The sequence below is a fragment of the Xenophilus azovorans DSM 13620 genome, from assembly GCF_000745855.1.
Lineage (GTDB): Bacteria > Pseudomonadota > Gammaproteobacteria > Burkholderiales > Burkholderiaceae_C > Xenophilus > Xenophilus azovorans.
In genome coordinates this window covers 33540-55640 of the sequence record NZ_JQKD01000023.1, presented here as the reverse complement: position 1 = coordinate 55640, position 22101 = coordinate 33540, and the positions used below count along the sequence as shown (strand labels likewise).

Annotated in this window: 20 protein-coding genes; 18 read left to right on the top strand and 2 right to left on the bottom strand. The window is 70.3% G+C overall.

The window, feature by feature from the left end; all coding sequences use genetic code 11:
* The first annotated feature begins 2 nt into the window (after positions 1-2).
* The 13 genes from hisC (at position 3) to tsaD (ending at position 14227) form a co-directional block, all read left to right on the top strand.
* Positions 3-1115 (top strand): histidinol-phosphate transaminase, encoded by a 1113-nt coding sequence (hisC, locus tag Q392_RS14270; RefSeq protein WP_051953475.1) that lies wholly within the window; start codon positions 3-5, stop codon positions 1113-1115.
* Positions 1112-1753, top strand: a complete 642-nt coding sequence (gene hisB / locus Q392_RS14265; RefSeq protein WP_038208757.1) for an imidazoleglycerol-phosphate dehydratase HisB — start codon at positions 1112-1114, stop codon at positions 1751-1753. The genes hisC and hisB overlap by 4 nt, the downstream gene beginning before the upstream one ends.
* A 34-nt stretch (positions 1754-1787) precedes the next feature.
* On the top strand, positions 1788-2435 hold the full coding sequence (gene hisH, locus Q392_RS14260) for an imidazole glycerol phosphate synthase subunit HisH (protein ID WP_038208755.1): 648 nt from the start codon (positions 1788-1790) through the stop codon (positions 2433-2435).
* A 129-nt stretch (positions 2436-2564) separates the two neighbouring features.
* Positions 2565-3308, top strand: coding sequence for a 1-(5-phosphoribosyl)-5-[(5-phosphoribosylamino)methylideneamino]imidazole-4-carboxamide isomerase (hisA, locus tag Q392_RS14255; RefSeq protein ID WP_038208752.1), 744 nt, complete (start codon positions 2565-2567; stop codon positions 3306-3308).
* Between the two features lie 94 nt (positions 3309-3402).
* Positions 3403-4230 (top strand): D-hexose-6-phosphate mutarotase, encoded by an 828-nt coding sequence (locus Q392_RS14250; protein ID WP_038208750.1) that lies wholly within the window; start codon positions 3403-3405, stop codon positions 4228-4230.
* 31 nt (positions 4231-4261) lie between these two features.
* A complete protein-coding gene (gene hisF / locus Q392_RS14245) occupies positions 4262-5041 on the top strand; it encodes an imidazole glycerol phosphate synthase subunit HisF (RefSeq protein WP_038208747.1) in 780 nt (259 codons plus the stop codon).
* A gap of 294 nt (positions 5042-5335) precedes the next feature.
* Positions 5336-6757: an undecaprenyl-phosphate glucose phosphotransferase gene (locus Q392_RS14240; RefSeq protein WP_084217059.1), complete on the top strand. Its 1422-nt coding sequence runs from the start codon at positions 5336-5338 to the stop codon at positions 6755-6757.
* On the top strand, positions 6747-7961 hold the full coding sequence (locus tag Q392_RS14235) for a glycosyltransferase (protein ID WP_051953471.1): 1215 nt from the start codon (positions 6747-6749) through the stop codon (positions 7959-7961). Before Q392_RS14240 ends, Q392_RS14235 begins: the two co-directional genes overlap by 11 nt.
* On the top strand, positions 7952-9400 hold the full coding sequence (locus Q392_RS14230) for a hypothetical protein (protein WP_038208744.1): 1449 nt from the start codon (positions 7952-7954) through the stop codon (positions 9398-9400). The genes Q392_RS14235 and Q392_RS14230 overlap by 10 nt, the downstream gene beginning before the upstream one ends.
* On the top strand, positions 9390-10922 hold the full coding sequence (locus Q392_RS14225) for an oligosaccharide flippase family protein (RefSeq protein ID WP_051953469.1): 1533 nt from the start codon (positions 9390-9392) through the stop codon (positions 10920-10922). The genes Q392_RS14230 and Q392_RS14225 overlap by 11 nt, the downstream gene beginning before the upstream one ends.
* Positions 10923-10974: 52 nt before the next feature.
* Positions 10975-12153, top strand: a complete 1179-nt coding sequence (locus Q392_RS14220) for a glycosyltransferase family 4 protein (protein ID WP_084217058.1) — start codon at positions 10975-10977, stop codon at positions 12151-12153.
* Positions 12154-12254: 101 nt separating this feature from the next.
* Complete coding sequence (locus Q392_RS14215) at positions 12255-13142, top strand: glycosyltransferase family 2 protein (protein ID WP_051953488.1); 888 nt, start codon at positions 12255-12257, stop codon at positions 13140-13142.
* A 47-nt stretch (positions 13143-13189) separates the two neighbouring features.
* A complete protein-coding gene (gene tsaD, locus Q392_RS14210) occupies positions 13190-14227 on the top strand; it encodes a tRNA (adenosine(37)-N6)-threonylcarbamoyltransferase complex transferase subunit TsaD (RefSeq protein WP_038208740.1) in 1038 nt (345 codons plus the stop codon).
* Here the strand turns inward: tsaD and Q392_RS14205 are convergent.
* Both Q392_RS14205 and Q392_RS14200 read right to left on the bottom strand, forming a co-directional pair.
* Positions 14187-14873: an alpha/beta hydrolase-fold protein gene (locus Q392_RS14205; protein WP_245610717.1), complete on the bottom strand. Its 687-nt coding sequence runs from the start codon at positions 14871-14873 to the stop codon at positions 14187-14189. The genes tsaD and Q392_RS14205 overlap by 41 nt on opposite strands.
* Positions 14874-15173: 300 nt before the next feature.
* Positions 15174-15551, bottom strand: a complete 378-nt coding sequence (locus Q392_RS14200; RefSeq protein ID WP_038208728.1) for an Hsp20/alpha crystallin family protein — start codon at positions 15549-15551, stop codon at positions 15174-15176.
* A 120-nt stretch (positions 15552-15671) separates the two neighbouring features.
* Here Q392_RS14200 and Q392_RS14195 point away from each other — a divergent pair, with 120 nt between their 5' ends.
* From Q392_RS14195 to Q392_RS14175, 5 genes are all read left to right on the top strand, one after another.
* Entirely contained in the window at positions 15672-16967 is a 1296-nt protein-coding gene (locus Q392_RS14195) for a branched-chain amino acid ABC transporter substrate-binding protein (RefSeq protein ID WP_038208726.1), read from the top strand.
* A 29-nt stretch (positions 16968-16996) separates the two neighbouring features.
* On the top strand, positions 16997-18163 hold the full coding sequence (locus tag Q392_RS14190) for a pyridoxal phosphate-dependent aminotransferase (protein WP_038208723.1): 1167 nt from the start codon (positions 16997-16999) through the stop codon (positions 18161-18163).
* Between the two features lie 90 nt (positions 18164-18253).
* Positions 18254-18520 carry a 30S ribosomal protein S15 gene (gene rpsO, locus Q392_RS14185; protein ID WP_038208720.1) on the top strand — a complete coding sequence of 89 codons (267 nt, stop codon included), beginning with the start codon at positions 18254-18256 and terminating at the stop codon, positions 18518-18520.
* 195 nt (positions 18521-18715) lie between these two features.
* Complete coding sequence (pnp, locus tag Q392_RS14180) at positions 18716-21049, top strand: polyribonucleotide nucleotidyltransferase (protein WP_038208717.1); 2334 nt, start codon at positions 18716-18718, stop codon at positions 21047-21049.
* Positions 21050-21109: 60 nt separating this feature from the next.
* The gene (locus tag Q392_RS14175; RefSeq protein ID WP_038208714.1) at positions 21110-22096 is read left to right on the top strand and encodes an NAD(P)H-quinone oxidoreductase; all 987 of its coding nucleotides are present in this window, start codon (positions 21110-21112) and stop codon (positions 22094-22096) included.
* Positions 22097-22101 lie beyond the last annotated feature (5 nt).

Below are 22101 nucleotides of genomic sequence, written 5' to 3'. Positions count from 1 at the left end.
ACATGCCGTCCTCTTCCTCGACCGACCTCACCGTCCGCGCCCTGGCGCGCCTGCGCCCCGACGTGCGCGACATGCACGCCTATGCCGTGCAGGACGCGCGCGGGCTGCTCAAGCTGGACGCGATGGAGAACCCCTACCGCCTGCCGCCCGAGCTGCAGCAGGCGCTGGGCGAGCGCCTGGGCGCGCTGGCGCTGAACCGCTACCCCGGCGAGCGCGGCGAGGACCTGAAGCGCGCGCTGGCCGCCCACGCCGGCGTGCCCGAGGGCCACGCGCTCATGCTGGGCAACGGCTCCGACGAGCTGATCTCGCTGATCGCCATGGCCTGCGACCTGCCGGGCGCCGGCATCCTGGCGCCGCTGCCGGGCTTCGTCATGTACGCCATCAGCGCGCAGCTGCAGGGCCTGGAGTTCACCGGCGTGCCGCTGACCGCCGACTTCGCGCTCGACGAGGCCGCCATGCTCGCCGCCATCGAGCGCGAGCGCCCGGTCATCCTCTACCTGGCCTATCCCAACAACCCCACCGCCAACCTGTGGGACACGGCCGTGGTGCAGCGCCTGATCGACGCCCAGGGCGCGCACGGCGGCCTGGTGGTGGTCGACGAGGCCTACCAGCCCTTCGCCGGCCGCACCTGGCTCGACGCCATCCGCCGCGAACCGGCGCGGCACGGCCACGTGCTGCTGATGCGCACGCTCAGCAAGTTCGGCCTGGCCGGCGTGCGGCTGGGCTACCTGATCGGCCCGCAGGCACTGGTGGCCGAACTCGACAAGGTCCGCCCGCCCTACAACATCAGCGTGCTGAACTGCGAATGCGCGCTCTTCGCGCTGGAGCACGCCGACGTGTTCGTGCAGCAGGCCGAGGCCATCCGGCGCGACCGCGCGGTGTTGGTCGAGGCGCTCGGCCGGCTGCCGGGCGTGAGGGTCTGGCCCAGCGACGCCAACATGGTGCTGCTGCGCGTCGCCGACGCCGACAAGACCTTCGCCGGCATGAAGGCACACGGGGTGCTGGTGAAGAACGTTTCTAGAATGCACCCGTTGCTGGCGAACTGCCTGCGCCTGACCGTCGGCACGGCCGACGAGAACGCGCGCATGCTCGCCGCGCTGGAAGCCTCCTTATGAATACCCCCACGGCCCCCGACGCCATCGTCGCCGCCAGCGGCAACGCTCCCGCGCGCGTGGCGGAAGTCACCCGCGACACCGCCGAGACGAAGATCCGCGTGCGCGTCGATCTCGACGGCACCGGCCGCGCGACGCTCGCCACCGGCATCGGCTTCTTCGACCACATGCTGGACCAGATCGCCCGCCACGGCCTGATCGACCTGGACGTCGAGTGCCAGGGCGACCTGCACATCGACGGCCACCACACGGTGGAGGACGTGGGCATCACGCTCGGCCAGGCGGTGGCGAAGGCGGTGGGCGACAAGAAGGGCATCCGCCGCTACGGCCATGCCTACGTGCCGCTGGACGAGGCGCTGTCGCGCGTGGTGATCGATTTTTCCGGCCGCCCCGGCCTGCACATGGACGTGCCCTTCACCAGCGGCATGATCGGTGGCTTCGACACCCAACTGGCCTTCGAATTCTTCCAGGGCTTCGCCAACCACGCGCTGGTCACGCTGCATATCGACAATCTCAAGGGCGTGAACGCGCACCACCAGTGCGAGACGGTGTTCAAGGCCTTCGCCCGCGCCGTGCGCGCCGCGCTGGAGCGGGACCCGCGCTCGGCCGGCGTCATCCCCTCGACCAAGGGCACGCTGTAGCCCTTCCCGACAGATCCCACCCTTTCAGTCCGCCATGACGAATTCCGTCGCCGTCGTCGACTACGGCATGGGCAACCTCTGGTCCGTCTCGCAGGCCGTGCGCCATGCGGCCGACCAGGCCGGGGTCGAGGTGCTCGTCACCGCCGACCCCGACGTGGTGCGCCGCGCCACGCGCGTGGTGCTGCCGGGGCAGGGCGCCATGCCCGACTGCATGCGCGAGCTGCGCGAGTCGGGCCTGCTCGAATCGGTGCTGGAGGCGGCCGCCTCCAAGCCGCTGTTCGGCGTGTGCGTGGGCATGCAGATGCTGCTCTCGCGCAGCGAGGAGGGCCCTTCCGAGGGGCTGGGCCTGATCCCCGGCGAGGTCCTGCGCTTCCGGCTCGAGGGCCAGCGCCAGCCCGACGGCAGCCTCTACAAGGTGCCCCAGATGGGCTGGAACCAGGTGATGCAGGCCCGCCCGCACGCGCTGTGGGCCGGCGTGCCCGACGGCACGCACTTCTATTTCGTCCACAGCTTCTATGCCCGGCCCCGCGACTGCGCCCACAGCGTGGGAGAGGCCGAGTACGGCGCGCGCTTTACCGCTGCCGTGGCCCGCGATAACATTTTTGCGACCCAGTTCCACCCCGAGAAGAGTGCGGACCACGGGTTGCAGCTGTACCGCAACTTCCTCCACTGGAATCCCTGAAGCCGACCCTTCTCCGAGTGCCCGGCGCGTCGGGCCTTCCCGCCGCGCGCCAGATGCCTGGCTGACAGGCCCGCCTGCCTTCTTTCTTTCTCCGCGCCGTTTCTTCCACCTGCCGCACCTCGCGACACCATGCTTCTCATTCCCGCGATCGACCTCAAGGATGGCCACTGCGTTCGCCTCAAGCAGGGCGACATGGACCAATCGACCGTGTTCAGCGAAGACCCGGCCGCCATGGCCCTGCAATGGGTCGAGGCCGGCGCGCGCCGGCTGCACCTGGTGGACCTGAACGGCGCCTTCGCCGGCAAGCCGCAGAACCATGCGGCCATCAAGTCCATCCTGCGCGCCGTGGGCGACGAGATCCCCGTGCAGCTCGGCGGCGGCATCCGCGACCTGGACACCATCGAGCGCTACATCGACGACGGCCTGCGCTACGTGATCATCGGCACCGCGGCGGTGAAGAACCCCGGCTTCCTCAAGGACGCCTGCAGCGCCTTCGGCGGCCACATCATCGTCGGCCTCGACGCCAAGGACGGCAAGGTCGCCACCGACGGCTGGAGCAAGCTCACCGGCCACGAGGTGGTCGACCTGGGCAAGAAGTTCGAGGACTACGGCGTCGAGTCCATCATCTACACCGACATCGGCCGCGACGGCATGCTCTCGGGCATCAACATCGACGCCACCGTCAAGCTCGCGCAGTCCCTCACCATCCCCGTCATCGCCTCGGGCGGGCTGTCCAACATCGCCGACATCGAGAAGCTGTGCGCGGTGGAGGGCGAGGGCGTCGAGGGCGTGATCTGCGGGCGTGCCATCTACTCGGGCGACCTCGACTTCGCCGCCGCGCAGGCGCGCGCGGACGAACTGGCCGGCGCCTGAGGCCGCCTGCCCCGCGCTTGCCGAGCCGCATGAGCCCCCGCCCGGCCGCTCCGAAGGGGGCTCGCACCGCAGCACGAAGTGCGAAGGTTATCCAATGAGCATCGAACGCGTCGAGTTCAACGGCCAGCCGGCGCTGCGCCAGACCCTGCCCGAAGGCGACTGCGTGATGGTCGCCCTGCATGGAGGCCACGTGCTGTCCTGGCGCACGGCCGACGGCATCGAGCGCCTGTACCTGAGCCCGCGGGCGCTGTTCGACGGGCACGGCGCCATCCGCGGCGGCGTGCCGGTATGTTTTCCGCAGTTCAACCAGCGCGGGCCGCTGCCCAAGCACGGCTTCGCGCGCAACCTGCCGTGGCAGGCGAAAGAAGGCGACGTGCTGGCGTTGACGCTGCATGACGGGCCGGCGACGCAGGCCTTCTGGCCCGAGCGCTTCGCGCTGCGGCTGCAGGTCGGGCTCGCGCCCGGCCGGCTGCGCCTGACGCTGGAAGCGCACAACACCGGCGACACGCCCTGGTCCTTCACCGCGGCGCTGCACACCTACCTGCGGGTGGACGACGCGGCCGCGGCCAGCCTCGAAGGCCTGCAGGGCGCCGCCCGCTGGGATGCGGTGCGCGACCGGCGCTTCTCCGAGCCGGCTCCGGCCCTGCGCTTCGGCGAGGAATTCGACAGCGTCTATGCGGCCCCGGCCCGGCCGCTGCACCTGGCCGGCGGCGGCACGCGCCTGGCGATCACGCAGAGCGCGACCTGCACCGAGACGGTGGTGTGGAATCCCGGCCCCGAGCTCGGCGCCCGCCTGGCCGACCTGCCCGACGACGGCTGGCGCCACATGCTGTGCGTGGAGGCGGCCTGCATCGACGCGCCCGTCGTGCTGGCGCCCGGCGCCCGCTGGACGGCGTGGCAGGAACTCGCCGCGCTCTCTTGACTACTTCTTCCCTCTGTTTCATCCGACCGCCATGCTGGCCAAACGCATCATCCCCTGCCTCGACGTCACCGGCGGCCGCGTCGTCAAGGGCGTCAACTTCGTGGAACTGCGCGACGCGGGCGACCCGGTCGAGATCGCGGCGCGCTACAACGCGCAGGGCGCCGACGAACTGACCTTCCTGGACATCACCGCCACCAGCGACGAGCGCGACCTGATCCTGCACCTGATCGAGGCGGTGGCCTCGCAGGTGTTCATTCCGCTCACGGTGGGCGGCGGGGTGCGCACGGTGGACGACGTGCGCCGCCTGCTCAACGCCGGGGCCGACAAGACCAGCTTCAATTCCGCCGCCATCGCCAACCCCCAGGTCATCCAGGACGCCTCGGACAAGTACGGCGCGCAGTGCATCGTCGTCGCCATCGACGCCAAGCGCCGCACCCCCGAGGAGGAGGCCGTGCGCGGCCCGGGCTGGGACGTCTACAGCCACGGCGGGCGCCGCAACACCGGCCTGGACGCCGTGCAGTGGGCGGTGGAGATGGCGCGCCGCGGCGCCGGCGAGATCCTGCTGACCAGCATGGACCGCGACGGCACGAAGAGCGGCTTCGACCTCGCGCTCACCCGCGCCGTGGCCGACGCGGTGAGCGTGCCGGTGATCGCCTCCGGCGGCGTCGGCAGCCTCGACCATCTGGCCGACGGCGTCCAGCAGGGCGGCGCCGATGCGGTGCTGGCCGCCAGCATCTTCCACTACGGCGAGCACACCGTGGGCGAGGCCAAAGCCCGCATGGCCGAGCGCGGCATCCCCGTCCGGCTGTAACAAGTCGCAGCCGCATGCTCGCGCCCGCACCGCGTGCGGCGATGCATGCACTTTTGTATTTACTTCCTGATTTCGTCCAGAAAATTAAACTGGAAGTAGTACAAATAACCTGTAAGTAGTACAGTTGCCCCCTGGCCGAGGAGCGATCTTCGGCTTCACACAGCCTCCATTGGCCGATCGGAAGGGCCTCGGCGGCCGTCCGTGCTATCGCGCGGGCGCCCGATGGCTGTGTAATATTTGAACCTTCTTATTACTGGATAACTTATCCAGGTGTAACGGCTCAGGGGAACGTCCATGCTGTTCGCGTCCGTCAACGACGGGACCAAAGCACCCATTCTGGCCGCCGGCAGCATGAATGCCATGCTGGGGCTGGCGTTGCGCGTCGGCGACGTCATGATCTTCGGCGCGGCGGGCGTCCTGGCATTCGCGCTGCGCTTCGGCCATGTGTCGGTGGAAGCCGACTACGCGCAGGTGATCAGCCACGGCGTGCTGCTGGCCATGATCGTGCTCAACGGCGGCTCGGTGTACCGCAGCTGGCGCGGGCACAGCGTCGCCAGCGAGGCCATGCAGCTGGCCGCCATGTGGATGATCATCTTCTGCCTGCTGGCGGTGTACGTGCTGGCGTTCAAGGTGGGGCACGACCTGTCGCGCCTGTGGTGGTTCGGGTGGTTCGTGCTGGGCCTGGGCGGCGCGGTGGTCTTCCGCGCGGTGGTCCGCGGGGCGGCCAACTGGGTGCGGGCGCAGGGCATGGACGCGCGTTCGGCCGTCGTGGTCGGCGCCAATCCGGACGCGCAGCGGCTGGTCGACGTGCTCCGGCGCAACAAGTGGGCCGGCATCGAGGTGTGCGGCTGGTTCGCGACCGATGCGGACCGCAGCCAGTTGACCGGCGCACCGATGCTCGGGTCGCTGGAGCGCCTGGGCGAGTACGTGGAGTCGCACCAGATCGCTCAGGTCTGGCTGGCGATGCCGCTGCAGGAGCAGGCGCAGATCGCGGCGGCCGTCAGCCAGTTGCGGCACTGCACGGCCGACATCCGGCTGGTGCCCGATCTCTTCGGCATCCACCTGCTGAACCACTCGGTCGAGGAGGTGGCGGGCCTGCCGGTGATCACGCTGCAGCAGACGCCGCTGCAGGGCGTCTCGCGCATCGTCAAGGCGGTCGAGGACCGGCTGCTGGCCTTCCTGATCCTGCTGCTCATCTCGCCGCTGATGCTGCTGATCGCCGTCGCCGTCAAGCTCAGCTCGCCCGGGCCGGTGTTCTACCGGCAGGAGCGCGTGAGCTGGAACAACCAGCGCTTCCAGATGCTCAAGTTCCGCTCCATGCCGGTCGATGCGGAGCAGCGCAGCGGCGCCGTGTGGGCCAAGGCGGGCGAGCAGCGCGCCACGCGGGTGGGTGCCTTCCTGCGCAAGACCAGCCTGGACGAGCTGCCGCAGTTCATCAATGTGCTGATGGGCGACATGTCCATCGTCGGGCCGCGTCCCGAGCGGCCGGTGTTCGTCGAGAAGTTCAAGAACGAGATCCCGGCCTACATGAAGAAGCACATGGTCAAGGCCGGCATCACCGGATGGGCCCAGATCAACGGCTGGCGCGGCTCGACCGACCTGGCCAAGCGCATCGAGTGCGACATCTTCTACATCCAGAACTGGTCGCTGGGCTTCGATCTCTGGATCATCTTCCTGACCCTGTTCAAAGGGTTCGTCCACAAGAATGCGTACTAGCGCCGCCCTGCTCCGGTATGCCGACGACGACCACGGCGGCGGCGCCGTGCAGACGGCTGCCGCGGCGAACCGGCGGATGCGGGTGGCGCTGGTCCACTACTGGCTGGTCGGCATGCGCGGCGGCGAGAAGGTGCTGGAGGTCCTGAGCGACCTGTATCCCGACGCCGACATCTTCACGCTGGTGTGCGACCCGGCGGCCATCTCGCCCCGGCTGCGGCGCCATCGCATCCACACCTCCTTCCTGCAGAAGATCGGCGGTGTGCGGCACTACCAGAAGATGCTGCCGCTGATGCCCTTCGCGCTGGAGTCGTTCGACCTGACGGGCTACGACCTGATCATCTCCAGCGAGGCCGGCCCGGCCAAGGGCATCGTGCCGGGGCCCGACGCCACGCACATCTGCTACTGCCACTCGCCCATGCGCTACATCTGGGACCTGTATCCCCAGTACCGCGCCGCCTCGGGCGCCGTGACGCGCACCATGATGTCGCTGGCGGCGCCGCTGCTGCGCCAGTGGGACGTGAGCACCGCGCACCGCGTGGACCACTTCATCGCCAACTCGGCCTACGTGGCGCGCCGCATCGAGAAGTACTACCGGCGCGATGCGCTGGTCGTCCATCCCCCCGTGGACCTGTCGCGCTTCGCAGCGCCGGCCTCGGCGGCGCCGGGCGAGTACTACCTGTGCGCGGGGCAGATCACGCCCTACAAGAAGATCGAGATCGCGGTGGAGGCCTGCACGCGCCTGGGCCGGCGGCTGCGGGTCATCGGCTCCGGCGCCAACGCGGCGCTGAAGCGGCTGGCCGGACCCACGGTGGAATTCCTCGGGCCGGTGACGGACGAGGAGATGGTGCGCAGCTTCGCCGGCTGCAGGGCGCTGCTGTTCCCCGGCGTGGAGGACTTCGGCATCGTCCCGCTGGAGGTCATGGCCAGCGGTCGGCCGGTGATCGCCTATGCGCGCGGCGGCGCCCTCGAAACGGTGGTGGACGGCCGCACGGGGCTGCTCTTCCATGAGCAGACGACCGAGTCGATGGTCGACGCCATCCGGCGCTTCGAGGCGGCCGAGCCGTCCTTCGACGCCCAGGCGCTCCGGACGCACGCCCGTTCGTTCGACACGGCCGTCTTCCGGGCGCGGATGGCCGAGCTGATCGGCCGGCTGAGCACCCGGCCTGATCCTGCACCGGCCAGGGAGGCGTCGGCATGGACCTGATCCCGATCGCCGTCTTCTGGTGCCTGGCCGCCTGGGCCTTCGTGGGGCGCAGCCACCGGCTCGTGTACCTGTTCTTCGGGGCGATGTCCTTCGGCTCCTTCGCCGTGGTGCCCCCTGCCTTGCTGGCCGGCCTCACGCTCACGCCGGCCCCGATCGTGGCCGTGCTGCTGATCGTCCGGCACTTCATCGGCAAGGACGAACTCGCCTACGCCCTCGGGATGGCGACACGCCCCAGCCGCCTGGCGTGGCTCTTCCTGTTCTGGGCTTTCGCCTGCATCACCACGCTGTTCATGCCCCGCCTGTTCGCCGGCGAGGTGGTCGTGGTGCCGCTGCGCCAGGACGACATCGGTGCCGGCCCGCTGGCGCCGTCGCTGCAGAACCTGTCGCAGCTGCTCTACCTCAGCATCTCGGTGGCGATGGTGTTCGTCTTCACGAGGATGCTGCGCACCACCGCCATGCGCCGCCACGTGCTGGCGGCGCTGTGCCTCGGCGCGGCCATGGCCGTGTTCACCGGCCTGCTGGACTTCGGGACGCTGTTCCTGCCGCTGGAGGGCCTGCTGGAGCCGTTCCGCACCGCCACCTACGCGCTGCTCACCAGCATCGAGGTGGTGGACGGCAAGCGCGTCGTGGGCCTGATGCCGGAGGCGTCCACCTTCGGCTACCTGACGCTGAGCTTCCTGGTGGCGCTGTACTTCCTGCGCCGCGCCATGCCGGCCGGCCTGCTGCGCGACCGCATCGTGCCCGTGCTGCTGGTGATGCTGGTGCTGCTGCTGTGGCTGTCGACGTCGTCGGCGGCCTACCTGGGCTTCGGCGTGTTCGCCTGCGCAGCGGTCGCGGAGTGGGGATGGCGCGCGGTCGGGGCGCGCCGCAACCCCTACCTGCACCGCGGGCTGCTGCGCGAATTCATGATCGGCCTGGGCGTGCTGACCACCCTGCTGCTGCTGGTGGTGGCGTTCCCGCAACTGCTCGCGCCCGTAACGGAGCGCATCGACACCTGGGTCCTGCAGAAGGCGGCCAGCAGCTCCTTCGAGGAGCGCAACATGTGGACGCAGGTGGCGTGGGACGCGGTGGCGGCCACCTACGGCCTGGGCGTGGGCCTCGGGGGAACGCGCGCCTCCAACCTGCTCGTGGCCCTGGCCAGCAACGCGGGGGTGCTCGCCACGCTGTGCTACCTCGCCTTCGTGGTCCAGTGCCTCGCGTTGCGGCGGGCCGCGCCGTTCGACGTGCAGGGCCAGGCGCTGCTGGTGGGCATCCGCTGGGCCTATGCGGCCCCCTTCGTGTCCAGCCTGGTGATCGGGACGTCGCCGGATTTCGGCCTCTTCAACGCGTTCCTCTACGGCTTCGCGATGGCGGCCACCAGTGCTGCATCCTCCTTCCGGGCCCAGGTCAGCGCAGCATCGTCGCCGTTCTCCGCTGCGCGCAACGCACATGGCGCCTGACCAGAAGGACCTGGCCCGTCGCGTCGCGGCGGCGGGCGCATGGACGGTGGGCGCGCGGCTGTCGGCCAAGCTGATCGACCTGGCCATGCTGTTCTGCCTGGCCCGCTTCCTCGGGCCGGCGGACTTCGGCCTGGTCGCGATGGCGATGGCCGTCGTCTTCGTGGTCGAGGCGCTGCTGGATCTGCCGACTTCGGTGGCGCTGCTGCGCGGGCCGAGCGTCACGCGCGCGATGCTGAACACGGCGTTCACGCTGGGCCTGCTGCGCGGCTTCGCCATCGGCGTGCTGCTGCTGGCGCTGGCCTGGCCGCTCGCGTGGTTCAACAACGAGCCGCGGCTGGCGGTGCTGCTGTCCGTGCTGGCGCTGGCGCCGGCCGCGCGGGGGATGAGCAGCCCGCGCATGGTGGAGTACGCGCGTGCATTCAATTTCCAGCCCGACGCGGTGGTGGAACTGTCCGGCAAGGTGCTCGCCTTCGTCGTCTCCGTCGCGCTGGCGGCCGCGACGGGCAGCTACTGGGCCATCGCTGCCGCCACGATCTGCTCGCCCGTGCTCGGCACGCTGGCGTCGTACGTGGTCGCGCCGTTCCGGCCCCGCCTGAGCCTGTCCGAGTGGCATCGCTTCTCGAACTTCCTCGGCTGGAACTTCGTGGCCCAGTTCTGTTCGGCGCTGAACTGGCAGATCGACCGGCTGCTGCTGTCGCGCCTGACGCCCATCGCGGCGTTCGGCCAGTACTCGATCGCCAAGCAGATCTCGGAGATACCCATCCAGGCGCTGGCGGTGCCGCTGCTGCGTCCGGCGATGACGGCGCTCGCCTCCGCCGGTCCCACTGCCGGCGCGCGCTATGTGCAGCTTTCGCGCGCCATGCTGGTGGTCATGGTGCCCGCGATGACGGTGCCGGTGCTATGGCCCGAGGCGCTGATCCGGGTGGCGCTGGGCCCCAACTGGCTCTCGGCGGCGCAATGGCTGCAGTGGATCAGCGCCGCGTCGCTGCTCGGCATGCCGGCGCTGCTCATGGGCGCGCTGACGCAGATGCTGGACCGCACCCACTGGCTGGCGCGGCGCACCGTGATCGACCTGCTGATCCGGGTGCCGCTGGTGTGGTGGGGCGCTGCGCACCACGGCATTCCGGGGGTCATCGCCGCCAGTGCCGTGAGTTCCCTGGCGACCACCGCGGTGTCGTTCCTCATCGTCCGCCACCTGTCCGGCGCCAGCGTGCGCGCGCAACTGGGCATGCTGCGCATCCCCTTCATCGCCGTGCTGCCGGCCGGCGCGCTCCTGTGGGCCACGCAGCCCGCCGTCTCGGGCGCTGCCAACGTGTTCGGCCTGGTCGCCCTCGGCCTGCCGATCTTCCTGCTTTATCTGCTGGTCTACGGCCTGTGCGTGTGGATCGTCTGGCGATGGACGGGACGGCCCGCCGGGTTCGAGCAGCATGCCTTCGAGACCGCTGCCGCCTGGCTCGCGCGGTACCGGCGCCACCGCGCCGCGCCGGGCGAATCGCCCGCGGCCAGCGGACCGGGGCGCTGAGGCGCCGCCGCCAACCTTTTCACCACAACACCACCGCCTGCTTTTCTGCCCCATGACCGAGTTAGTGATCAACGGCAAGTTTCTCCAGCGATCGGCCAGCCGCTCGGGCGTCCATCGCGTCGCCTACGAGCTGGTCCTGGCCCTGGACGCCGTGCTGGCCCGCGACGCGGCACTGGCGCGGGCCCATCCGTGCCGCCTGCTGGTGCCGGGAGACTGGCTCCCGGACATCGCCTTCTCCCACATCCGCATGCACAGCGTCGGCCGGAGGAGCGCCGCACTCAAGGGCATCCCCTGGGAGCAACTGGTGCTGCCGTGGCAGGCGCGGGGCGCGACGCTGCTGAACTTCTGCAACCTCGGGCCGGTGCTGCACCGCGATGCGTTCACGATGATCCATGACGCGCAGGTCCACAGTTCGCCGGCGTCGTACTCGCGCGGCTTCCGTGCGTGGTACCGGCTGGTGCAGCCGCGGCTGGGCCGGCGCAACCGGGGGATCCTCACCGTCTCGCAGTATTCCCGCGCCCAACTCGACCAGTACGGCGTGGCCGATGCGGCGCGCAGCCTGGTGGTCCACAACGGCTGCGATCACGTCCTGCGGCTGGTGCCCGACGAGGACGCGGCGCGCGCCTTCGGCCTGGCCGACGGCCGCTTCGTCGTCGCGCTGGCGAACACCCAGGTGCACAAGAACATCGGCCTGCTGCTGAAGGCCTTCCGGTCCGGCCGGCTGGGCGACATGACCCTGGCGCTGTTCGGGGCGGCGACGCGCGAGGACTTCGAGCGCCAGGGGCACGAGGTTCCGCCGAACGTGAGGTTCCTGGGCCGCATCAGCGACGAGCAGCTCGCCGGCCTGCTGCGCAGGGCCGCGGCGCTGGCCTTCCCCTCGCTGACCGAAGGCTTCGGCCTGCCACCGCTGGAGGCGATGGCGCTCGGCTGCCCCGTCATCGCGGCGCCCTGCGGTGCGCTGCCCGAGGTGTGCGCCAAGGCGGCGCTGTGGGCCGATCCGCACGACGCCCAGGCGTGGGAGGCGCAGATCCTGCGGCTGCGCGACGACCCGGCCCTGGCCGGATCGCTGCGGGAGCGGGGTGCGCGCCGCGCCGCGCTCTTCACCTGGGAGCGGGCGGCACGCCGGCTGCTCGAGATCGCCGCGGCGCAGCCCTCGTGGTCCGCTGCCGCGCGGGGTCCGTCGGTGCTCGGCGCCAGCCGCGCGCTCGGCAAACCGAACGCCGGACCCTAGCCGGCGTCTCGCCGGCCCATCCTCGCCCCCCGTTTCAATGACCCTGGAGCGGCGTGCCCCCTGTGGGGACGACCGCTCCCGCCATCGCTTTCCTGTTCCCCATGTGCCTGAAGATTGCCGTTGCCATCGCGACCGCGGGTCGCCCCAAGATCAGCGCCGACACCGTGGGCCATCTCCGGCGCCAGTTGCGCCAGCCCGACGAACTGCTGATCTGCCCCGCGCGCTCCGGCGACTTCGACGCCGCGTGCCTGCAGGACTTCCCGGCCCCCGCACGGATCGTGTCCGGGCCGGTCGGCTCGTCGGCGCAGCGCAACGCGCTGCTCGATGCCACCGATGCGGACATCGTGGTCTTCTTCGATGACGACTTCCTTCCCGCCGACGACTACCTGGCCGAGGCCGAGCGCCTGTTCCTGTGCCATCCGGGGATCGTCGTGGCGACGGGCAAGGTGCTGGCCGACGGCATCCTGGGGCCGGGCATCGAATTCGACGAGGGGGCCCGGCTCCTCGCGCAATCGCCGCCCGGGACGGAGCCGGGACGCATCTCGCCCACCTACAACGGCTATGGATGCAACATGGCCGTGCGGATGGCGCCCGCGCACGCGCACCGCATCCGGTTCGACGAGCGCCTGCCGCTGTACGCCTGGCTGGAGGACGTGGACTTCTCGCGCCAGCTCGCACTGCATGGCGACGTCGTCTGCGCCACGCGCCTGCGGGGTGTGCACCTGGGCACCAAGCGCGCGGGCCGCACCTCGGGCCGGCGCCTGGGCTACTCGCAGGTCGCCAACCCGCTGTACCTGGCCCGCAAGGGCACCATGGCCTGGGGCAAGGCCCTGGCCCACGTCGGCAGGAACCTGCTCGCCAACGTCTTGCGCAGCCCGGTGCCCGAGCCCTGGGTGGACCGCAGGGGCCGGCTCGCCGGCAACGCCATGGCGCTGCTGGACACGCTGAAGGGAAGCGCCGTGCCCGAACGGGTGCTGCACCTGCCCTGAACCCCGCCGCCGGCACGCCCGCGCCGCGCCCCGTAGACTCGCGGCCCATGCGAGTCCTGGGCATCGAATCCTCCTGCGACGAAACCGGCGTGGCGCTGGTCGAGGCGCGCGGCGCCGGCGTGCCGCGCCTGCTGGCGCATGCGCTACACAGCCAGATCGACATGCACCAGGCCTACGGCGGCGTGGTGCCGGAGCTGGCCAGCCGCGACCACATCCGGCGCGTGCTCCCGCTCACGCGGGCGGTGCTGGCCGAGGCGGGCGTCGAACGCGACGCCATCGACGTGGTGGCCTACACGCGCGGCCCCGGCCTGGCCGGCGCGCTGCTGGTGGGCGCCGGCGTGGCCTGTGCGCTGGGCGCGGCGCTGGGGCGGCCGGTGCTGGGCGTGCACCACCTCGAAGGGCATCTGCTCTCGCCCTTCCTCGGCGCCGATCCGCCAGAGTTCCCCTTCGTCGCCCTGCTGGTCTCGGGCGGCCATACGCAGTTGATGCGCGTCGAGGGCGTGGGGCGCTACGAGATCCTCGGCGAGACCATCGACGACGCGGCCGGCGAGGCCTTCGACAAGAGCGCCAAGCTCATGGGGCTGCCGTACCCCGGCGGGCCGTGGCTGTCGAAGCTGGCCGAGGGCGGCGACCCGGAGGCCTTCCGCCTGCCGCGCCCGCTGCTGCACAGCGGCGACCTGGACTTCTCCTTCGCCGGCCTGAAGACCGCGGTGCTGACGCAGGCCAAGAAGCTGGGCGATGCGCTGGCATCGCGCAAGGCCGACCTCGCTGCCGCCACGCAGGCCGCCATCGTCGAGGTGCTGCTGCGCAAATCGCTTGCCGCGCTGGACCAGACCGGCATGAAGCGCCTGGTGGTCGCCGGCGGCGTCGGCGCCAACCGGCTGCTGCGCGCGCAGCTCGACGCCGCCTGCCGGCGCCGCGGCGTGCGCGTTCACTATCCGGAGCTGGCCCTGTGCACCGACAACGGCGCCATGATCGCCATGGCCGCCGCGATGCGCCTGGAGGCCGGGCTGGAAGCGCCGACCACGCGCTATGCCTTCGACGTCAGGCCGCGATGGCCCTTGGACGCGCTGCCGGTGTCCTGAACGCCGGCGCGGACGGCGACCGCGAGGGCAGCGGCAGCACCTCCAGCATGCGCCGCCACAGGCGCGACCACTGCGGCCAGTCGTGGCCGCCCTCGGTGGTGAAGACGCGGTCCTCGGGCAGCACCTCGGCCAGCAGCGCATGGTTGGCGGCGAAGCGGTCCGCCAGGCCGAAGCCCAGGTACAGCGGCGGCAATTCCTTGGTCGGCATCTCGTCGGCGTACTGCTGCAGCCAGGGCCACAGGCGCCGGTCCACTTCCTCGTCGGGCAGCGGGCCGTCGGGCGCCTTCCAGGCGCGCAGGCCGCCGGCCTTGCGGATCTCGGCCGCCAGCGGACGCCGGCCCAGGTAGGGCGCCAGCGCCACGATGCCCTGCACCGAGCCCGGCTGCGCCAACTGGTGGATCAGCGCGCCGAAGCCGCCGATGGAAATGCCCACCAGCCAGATCGAGCGGTAGCCCAGCGCGCGCGCCGGATCGAGCACATCCTGCTGCAGGTGGGTGGTGAAAGTCTGGTCGTAGTAGTAGGAGACGTTGGCGTCCACCAGCATCACGTCGGCCGCGACGTCGCGCTCCGTCATGGCGCTGATGAAGCCTTCGCGCTCGAACTCATCCGGCGCGAGGAAGGCGCCCGGCAGAAAGATCAGCAGCACATCGGAGCGCGTTCCGTCGCTCCGGGTGGTTTTCAGGTGTGTTTCCATGTGTTTCCCGACTAGGACGATTGCTTTTGCTCGGGGCGCCCGGAAACACCGCTTCCGAACACCGTACGTGCTTCTCTGGAGCGTTAACCGCATCCAAAGGCGTAAATATTTCACACGGATTTTGTGTTCAGGAAACAGAAGTGCAGGAAACAGCGTGTTACGGAATCTGAAGAAAAAAGTTGTCCCGCCGAGGCCTTGCAGCCCGGGCGGGACGAGGAGGGAAGAGGCCGGAGACGCGCCGGCGCGCGAGCTTTACCGGACCGAAACCGTCACGGCCTTGCTGGCCGGCGCGAGCTTGCCCAGGCGCAGGGTCAGCACGCCGTTTTCCAGGCGGGCTTCGGTGGCCGAGGCATCGATGTCCTGCGGCAGTTCGTAGGCGGCCTTGAACTGGCGCGCGGCCTCGGCGCGCGTCTCGATGCGCACCACGGCGCCTTCCACCGAGACGTTCAGGTCTTCGCGGCCGATGCCGGGCAGGTCGAGCCGCAGCGTCCAGTGGGTGTCGTCCTGCTGGACGTCCAGCGAACGGTGGTAGCCGGCGAAGGCATCGTTGACGAAGCGCTCGAAGCCGCGGTCGAAGGTACGCGGGGCGGACACGAAGGAACGGCTGCGAAGAGCGGGGGCGAAGAACATGATGCGGATCTCCTTGCGATGGGCGGGACAGGATCGGTGCGTCCCTTACACTGCGCGGCCCTTCATCCAGCGAGCGCCGCATGGCACCCATCTGGGCGCGCGGCGCAGCCTTTCAAGGCAATGAACCTCCGCTTTATTTCGCGCCGTTCCCTCTTGAAAAACGGCGCTGCGGCGCTAGGCGCGTCGACGTTCGCCCTGGGCTCCCACGCGCAGTCCCGCCCGAACGGCAACCCCATCCGCATCGCCCTGGTCGAGAGCCTGAGCGGCCCCTTCGCCAACACCGGCGAAGCCGTCCACCGCAACCTGCTGTGGGCGGTGGAGCGCGTCAATCAGCGCGGCGGCGTTCCGATGGCCGGCGGCGCCCGGCCGCTGCTGCTCACCCGCTACGACAGCAAGGGCCAGAACGAGGAGGCGCTGTCGGCGCTGCGCTCGGCCATCGACGACGGCGTGCTGGCGGTGCTGCAGGGCAACTCGTCGGCCACCGCAGCGGCGCTACTCGACGGCGTGGACAAGCACAACGAGCGCGATGCGCGCCGCCAGGTGCTGTTCCTCAACTACTCGGCGGTGGATCCGATGCTCACCAACGAGCGCTGCAGCTTCTGGCACTTCCGCTTCGACGCCCATGCCGACATGCGCGTGGCGGCGCTGATGGACGTGCTCAAGGACGACCGCGGCGTGCAGCGCGCCTACCTGATCGGGCAGGACTACAGCTTCGGCCAGGCCGTGCTGCGTGAAAGCCGCAAGGAGATCGCCCGCCTGCGGCCCGACGTGCAGATCGTCGGCGAGGAACTGCACCCGCTCGGCCGGGTGAAGGACTTCGCGCCCTACGCGGTGAAGATCAAGGCCAGCGGCGCGCAGGCGGTGGTCACCGGCAACTGGGGCAACGACCTGACGCTGCTGGTCAAGGCGGCGCGCGAGGTCGGCTTCGACGGCAAGTTCTACACCTTCTACGGCAACGCCCTGGGCGCGCCCGCCGCGCTGGGCGATGCCGGCGTCGGCAAGGTGATCGCGGTGGCCGACTGGCTGCCCAACGTGCAAACGCCCGAGTCGGCGGCCTTCTACCGCGCCTTCCGCCAGCGCTTCCCCAGCCCGGCGGAGGACTACGTGCACATGCGCATGCAGTTGATGATCGAGGCGCTGGCCCAGTCGCTGGAGCGCGCCGGTGCGGCCGAGGCGCGGCCGGTGGCTGCCGCGATGGAGCATGCCCGCGTGAGCCTGGCCGGCCGCAGCGGCTGGATGCGCGCGGAAGACCACCAGTTCCAGCAGCCGCTGGTGGTGGGCATGATGGAACGCCAGGGCGCGCCGGGCGTGGCCTTCGACGTCGAGGGCTCGGGCTACGGCTTCCGCGTCGTGAAGGAGATCGCAGCGGAACAGGCGCAGATGCCCACCACCTGCCGCATGGTGCGGCCGGGCTGACGATTCATCACATCTTTTTTCTTCCACCCATGCGCCACGCCGTCGAACAGCTCGAAGCCTCCAGGATCCGCGAAGTCGCCAACGCCGGCCTCGGCCGCGATGACGTGCTGGCCTTCTGGTTCGGCGAGAGCGACGAGGTCACGCCCGAGCCGATCCGCCGCGCCGCCGTGGAATCCATCGAGCGCGGCGAGACCTTCTACGCCCACAACCTGGGCCTGCCCGAGTTGCGCGAGGCCATCGCGGACTACCTTTCGGGGCTGCACCCGCAGGTCGGCGCCGAGCGCATCGCCGTCACCTCCGGCGGCGTCAGCGCGCTGATGCTGGCGGTGCAACTGCTGGTGGATGCGGGCGACGAGGTGGTGGCCGTCACGCCCGTGTGGCCCAACCTCACGGCGCAGCCGGCCATCCTGGGCGCCGCGGTGCGCACCGTGCCGCTGCGGGCGGAGCAGGGCGCCTGGTCGCTCGACTTGGACGCGCTGCGCGCCGCGGTGACGCAGCGCACGCGCCTGCTGATCCTCAACGCGCCCAACAACCCGACCGGCTGGACGCTCGCGCGCGAGGAACAGCAGGCCATCCTCGACCACTGCCGCGCCACCGGCACCTGGATCCTGGCCGACGAGGTGTACGAGCGCCTGTACTTCGAGCCGACGCCGAAGGCCTGCGCGCCGAGCTTCCTCGACATCGCCACGCCGCAGGACCGGCTGGTGGTCGCGCACAGCTTCTCCAAGAGCTTCCTGATGACCGGCTGGCGGCTGGGCTGGCTGGTGCTGCCACCGCACTGCGTCGACGCCATGGGCAAGCTGATCGAGTTCAACACCTCCTGCACCAGCGTGTTCACCCAGCGCGCCGGGCTGGCGGCCCTGGCGCACGCGTCCGAGATCACGCCCCGGGTCGTCGCCCACCTGAAGGCCTGCCGCGACACCCTGCTGCCCCTGCTGGCCGAGGTGCCCGGCGTGCGCGTGCAGCCGCCGCGCGGCGGCATGTACGCCTTCTTCCAGCTGGACGGTTTTCCCGATTCGCTCGACGTCGCCAAGCGCCTGGTGACCGAAGCCGGCCTGGGCCTGGCGCCCGGCAACGCCTTCGCGCCGGAGGCGCAGGGCTGGTTGCGCTGGTGCTTCGCCTCGAAGGAGCCCCGGCGGCTGGCAGAAGGCGTGCGGCGGCTGCGCCACTGGCTGGACGGGCAACCCGGCATATAATCCCCGGGCTCTGCTTTTCGCAGACACGCACGGCGCGTTCAGTTCCAGCGCGCGCCGCAAGTCAAACATCTTTGGAACGGGAAATTTCACATGATCGCATCCGACAAGAAGGCGGAAATCGTCAAGGACAACGCCCGCGCGGCCAACGACACCGGCAGCCCGGAAGTCCAGGTCGCCATCCTGACCGCCCGCATCAACGAACTCACCCCGCACTTCAAGACGCACGCCAAGGACCACCACGGCCGCCGCGGCCTGCTGCGCATGGTGAGCCGCCGCCGCAAGCTGCTGGACTACCTGAAGGCCAAGGACGCCGACCGCTACACGGCGCTGATCGCCAAGCTGGGCCTGCGCAAGTAAGCCGAATTCCATTGCAAGAACGCCTGAGTTAGCCTGCTAGCTCAGGCGTTTTTCACTTCGGAGCCCGCGAGACGGATCGAAGCTGTGTCATTCCAAGGGCGCCCGTGACGGGCTCCGCTGGAATGGCATCGTGTTCCGGATTGCGCTCCAACGCCCGCGGGCCCTGCGCGGCCTGCTATTCATCAAGGAGCAAACATGAGCCTCTTCAACAAAGTCACCAAGACCTTCCAGTGGGGCGGCAGGACCGTCGTCATGGAAACCGGCGAGATCGCCCGCCAGGCCACCGGCGCCGTGCTGGTGGACATCGAGGGCACCGTGGTGCTGGCCACGGTGGTTGCGTCCAAGTCGGCCAAGCCCGGCCAGGACTTCTTCCCGCTGACGGTGGACTACATCGAGAAGACCTACGCCGCCGGCAAGATCCCCGGCAGCTTCTTCAAGCGCGAGGCCAAGCCGAGCGAGCTGGAGACGCTGACCGCGCGCCTGATCGACCGCCCGATCCGCCCGCTGTTCCCGGAAGGCTTCCTCAACGAGGTGCACGTGGTCATCCACACCGTCTCGCTGAATCCGGAAGTCGACGCCGACATCGCCGCCATGATCGCCGTCAGCGCCGCGCTGTCGATCTCGGGCATCCCGTTCAACGGCCCCATCGGCGCCGCCCGCGTGGGCTACATCAACGGCGAGTACGTGCTGAACCCGGCCCGCTCCGCCCGTGCCGAGTCGCAGATGGACCTGGTCGTCGCCGGTACCGAGGCCGCCGTGCTGATGGTCGAGTCCGAGGCGCTGCAGCTGCCCGAGGAAGTGATGCTCGGCGCCGTGGTCTTCGGCCACGAGCAGGGCAGGATCGCCATCGAGGCCATCCATGAGCTGACCCGCGATGCCGGCAAGCCGCTGTGGACCGAGAACGGCACCTGGGTGCCCGCCGCCAAGGACGAGGACTTCATCGCCAAGGTGAACGCCGTCGCCGAACCCAAGCTGCGCGCCGCCTACCAGATCCGCAGCAAGCAGGCCCGCACCCAGGCCCTGCGCGAGGCCGGCGCCGCCGTGGCGCAGGAACTGGCGGCCCAGGGCGTCGAGGTCGACCAGGCCAAGCTGGGCGACCTGCTGTTCGAGGCCGAGGCGCGCATCGTGCGCAGCCAGATCCTGGACGGCGAGCCGCGCATCGACGGCCGCGACACCCGCACCGTGCGCCCGATCGAGATCCGCACCTCGGTGCTGCCGCGCACCCACGGCTCGGCGCTGTTCACCCGCGGCGAGACGCAGGCGCTGGTGGTCACGACCCTGGGCACCGAGCGCGACGCGCAGCGCATCGACGCGCTGGCCGGCGAGTTCGAGGACCGCTTCCTGTTCCACTACAACATGCCTCCCTTCGCCACCGGCGAAGTCGGCCGCATGGGCTCGACCAAGCGCCGCGAGGTCGGCCACGGCCGCCTGGCCAAGCGCGCCCTGGTGGCCTGCCTGCCGAGCAAGGACGAGTTCCCCTACACCATCCGCGTGGTCAGCGAGATCACCGAGTCCAACGGCTCCTCGTCGATGGCCTCCGTGTGCGGCGGCTGCCTGTCGCTGATGGACGCCGGCGTGCCGATGAAGGCGCACGTGGCCGGCATCGCCATGGGCCTGATCAAGGACGGCAACAAGTTCGCCGTGCTGACCGACATCCTGGGTGACGAGGACCACCTGGGCGACATGGACTTCAAGGTGGCCGGCACCACCAACGGCATCACCGCCCTGCAGATGGACATCAAGATCCAGGGCATCACCAAGGAGATCATGCAGGTCGCCCTGGCACAGGCCAAGGAAGCGCGCATGCACATCCTGGGCAAGATGCAGGAGGCGATGGGCGAGGCGAAGACCGAGATCTCCAGCTTCGCTCCCAAGCTCTTCACCATGAAGATCAACCCCGAGAAGATCCGCGACGTGATCGGCAAGGGCGGCGCCACCATCCGCGCGCTGACCGAGGAGACCGGCACGCAGATCAACATCGAGGAAGACGGCACCATCACCATCGCCTCGAACGACAGCGCCAAGGCCGACGAGGCCAAACGCCGCATCGAGGAGATCACTGCCGAGGTGGAGGTGGGCAAGGTCTACGAAGGCCCGGTCACCAAGATCCTGGACTTCGGCGCTCTGATCAACCTGCTGCCCGGCAAGGACGGCCTGCTGCACATCAGCCAGATCGCCCACGAGCGCGTCGAGAAGGTCACCGACTACCTGTCGGAAGGCCAGATCGTGAAGGTCAAGGTGCTCGAGACCGACGACAAGGGCCGCGTCAAGCTGTCGATGAAGGCGCTGGCCGAGCGCCCGGCCGGCATGCCCGAGTACGGCGACCGCCCGCCGCGCGAGGACCGCGAAGGCCGCGGCGAGCGCCGCGAACGGGGCGAGCGTGGTGACCGCGGCGACCGTGGCGATCGTGGCGATCGCCCGCCGCGCGAGGAGCGCCAGCCGCGTGTGGCGGAGCCGCAGCCGGCGGATGCCGACGCGCAGCAGCAACAGCAGCAGGCTGGCGAGGCCGGCGGCGAGCAGCAGGGTTGAACCCGGCCGGCTCCGCGTCCCGGCGGGACGCGGGCGGCCATCCATCAGGCGGAAAAGACCATGAAAGCCATTGAAATCGCTTCCTATGGTGCGCCGGAGGTGCTGCGCCTGGCCGAGCGTCCCGATCCGGCGCCCGGCGCGGGCGAACTGCTCATCCGCGTGCGTGCCAGCGGAGTCAACCGGCCCGACGTGCTGCAGCGTACCGGCAACTACCCGGTGCCGCCCGGCGCCTCCGACCTGCCGGGCCTGGAGGTGGCGGGCGAGATCGTCGCAGGCGACGAGCAGGCCCTGGCCGAGGCGGGCCTGCGCGTGGGCGACCGCGTCTGCGCGCTGGTGGCCGGCGGCGGCTACGCCGAGCTGTGCGTGGCGCCGGTGGCGCAATGCCTGCCGGTGCCGCAGGGCCTGAGCGACGTCGAGGCCGCCTCGCTGCCCGAGACCTTCTTCACCGTCTGGAGCAACGTCTTCGACCGGGGCCGCCTGCAGCGCGGCGAGGTCCTGCTCGTGCAGGGTGGCACCAGCGGCATCGGCGTCACCGCCATCCAGCTGGGCAAGGCCTTCGGCGCGACCGTGATCGCCACCGCCGGCAGCGAAGAGAAATGTGCCGCCTGCCTGAAGCTGGGCGCCGACCATGCGGTCAACTACCGCACGGCCGACTTCGCCGAGGAGGCCAGGCGCCGCACCGAAGGGCGCGGCGTGGACGTGATCCTGGACATGGTGGCCGGCGACTACGTCAAGCGCGAGGTCGAGTGCCTGGCCGAGGACGGCCGGCTGGTCATCATCGCGGTGCAGGGCGGCACGCGCGCCGAGTTCAACGCGGGCCTGGTGCTGCGCCGGCGCCTCGCGATCACCGGCTCGACGCTGCGTCCGCGCCCCATCGCCTTCAAGGGCGGCATCGCCCGCTCGCTGCGCGAGCACGTGTGGCCGCTGCTGGCGGCCGGCACGGTGCGGCCGGTGATCCATTCGACGCTGCCGGCCGCGCAGGCGGCCGACGCGCACCGGCTCATGGAATCCAACCAGCACATCGGCAAGATCGTGCTGACCTGGTGACGGAC

What these genes read in the sequence shown, in the direction of transcription:
- hisC (WP_051953475.1), top strand. Translation starts at nt 3, where the DNA reads ATGCCGTCCTCTTCCTCGACCGACCTCACCGTCCGCGCCCTGGCGCGC.
- hisB (WP_038208757.1), top strand. Translation starts at nt 1,112, where the DNA reads ATGAATACCCCCACGGCCCCCGACGCCATCGTCGCCGCCAGCGGCAAC.
- hisH (WP_038208755.1), top strand. Translation starts at nt 1,788, where the DNA reads ATGACGAATTCCGTCGCCGTCGTCGACTACGGCATGGGCAACCTCTGG.
- hisA (WP_038208752.1), top strand. Translation starts at nt 2,565, where the DNA reads ATGCTTCTCATTCCCGCGATCGACCTCAAGGATGGCCACTGCGTTCGC.
- Q392_RS14250 (WP_038208750.1), top strand. Translation starts at nt 3,403, where the DNA reads ATGAGCATCGAACGCGTCGAGTTCAACGGCCAGCCGGCGCTGCGCCAG.
- hisF (WP_038208747.1), top strand. Translation starts at nt 4,262, where the DNA reads ATGCTGGCCAAACGCATCATCCCCTGCCTCGACGTCACCGGCGGCCGC.
- Q392_RS14240 (WP_084217059.1), top strand. Translation starts at nt 5,336, where the DNA reads ATGCTGTTCGCGTCCGTCAACGACGGGACCAAAGCACCCATTCTGGCC.
- Q392_RS14235 (WP_051953471.1), top strand. Translation starts at nt 6,747, where the DNA reads ATGCGTACTAGCGCCGCCCTGCTCCGGTATGCCGACGACGACCACGGC.
- Q392_RS14230 (WP_038208744.1), top strand. Translation starts at nt 7,952, where the DNA reads ATGGACCTGATCCCGATCGCCGTCTTCTGGTGCCTGGCCGCCTGGGCC.
- Q392_RS14225 (WP_051953469.1), top strand. Translation starts at nt 9,390, where the DNA reads ATGGCGCCTGACCAGAAGGACCTGGCCCGTCGCGTCGCGGCGGCGGGC.
- Q392_RS14220 (WP_084217058.1), top strand. Translation starts at nt 10,975, where the DNA reads ATGACCGAGTTAGTGATCAACGGCAAGTTTCTCCAGCGATCGGCCAGC.
- Q392_RS14215 (WP_051953488.1), top strand. Translation starts at nt 12,255, where the DNA reads ATGTGCCTGAAGATTGCCGTTGCCATCGCGACCGCGGGTCGCCCCAAG.
- tsaD (WP_038208740.1), top strand. Translation starts at nt 13,190, where the DNA reads ATGCGAGTCCTGGGCATCGAATCCTCCTGCGACGAAACCGGCGTGGCG.
- Q392_RS14200 (WP_038208728.1), bottom strand. Translation starts at nt 15,551, where the DNA reads ATGTTCTTCGCCCCCGCTCTTCGCAGCCGTTCCTTCGTGTCCGCCCCG.
- Q392_RS14195 (WP_038208726.1), top strand. Translation starts at nt 15,672, where the DNA reads ATGAACCTCCGCTTTATTTCGCGCCGTTCCCTCTTGAAAAACGGCGCT.
- Q392_RS14190 (WP_038208723.1), top strand. Translation starts at nt 16,997, where the DNA reads ATGCGCCACGCCGTCGAACAGCTCGAAGCCTCCAGGATCCGCGAAGTC.
- rpsO (WP_038208720.1), top strand. Translation starts at nt 18,254, where the DNA reads ATGATCGCATCCGACAAGAAGGCGGAAATCGTCAAGGACAACGCCCGC.
- pnp (WP_038208717.1), top strand. Translation starts at nt 18,716, where the DNA reads ATGAGCCTCTTCAACAAAGTCACCAAGACCTTCCAGTGGGGCGGCAGG.
- Q392_RS14175 (WP_038208714.1), top strand. Translation starts at nt 21,110, where the DNA reads ATGAAAGCCATTGAAATCGCTTCCTATGGTGCGCCGGAGGTGCTGCGC.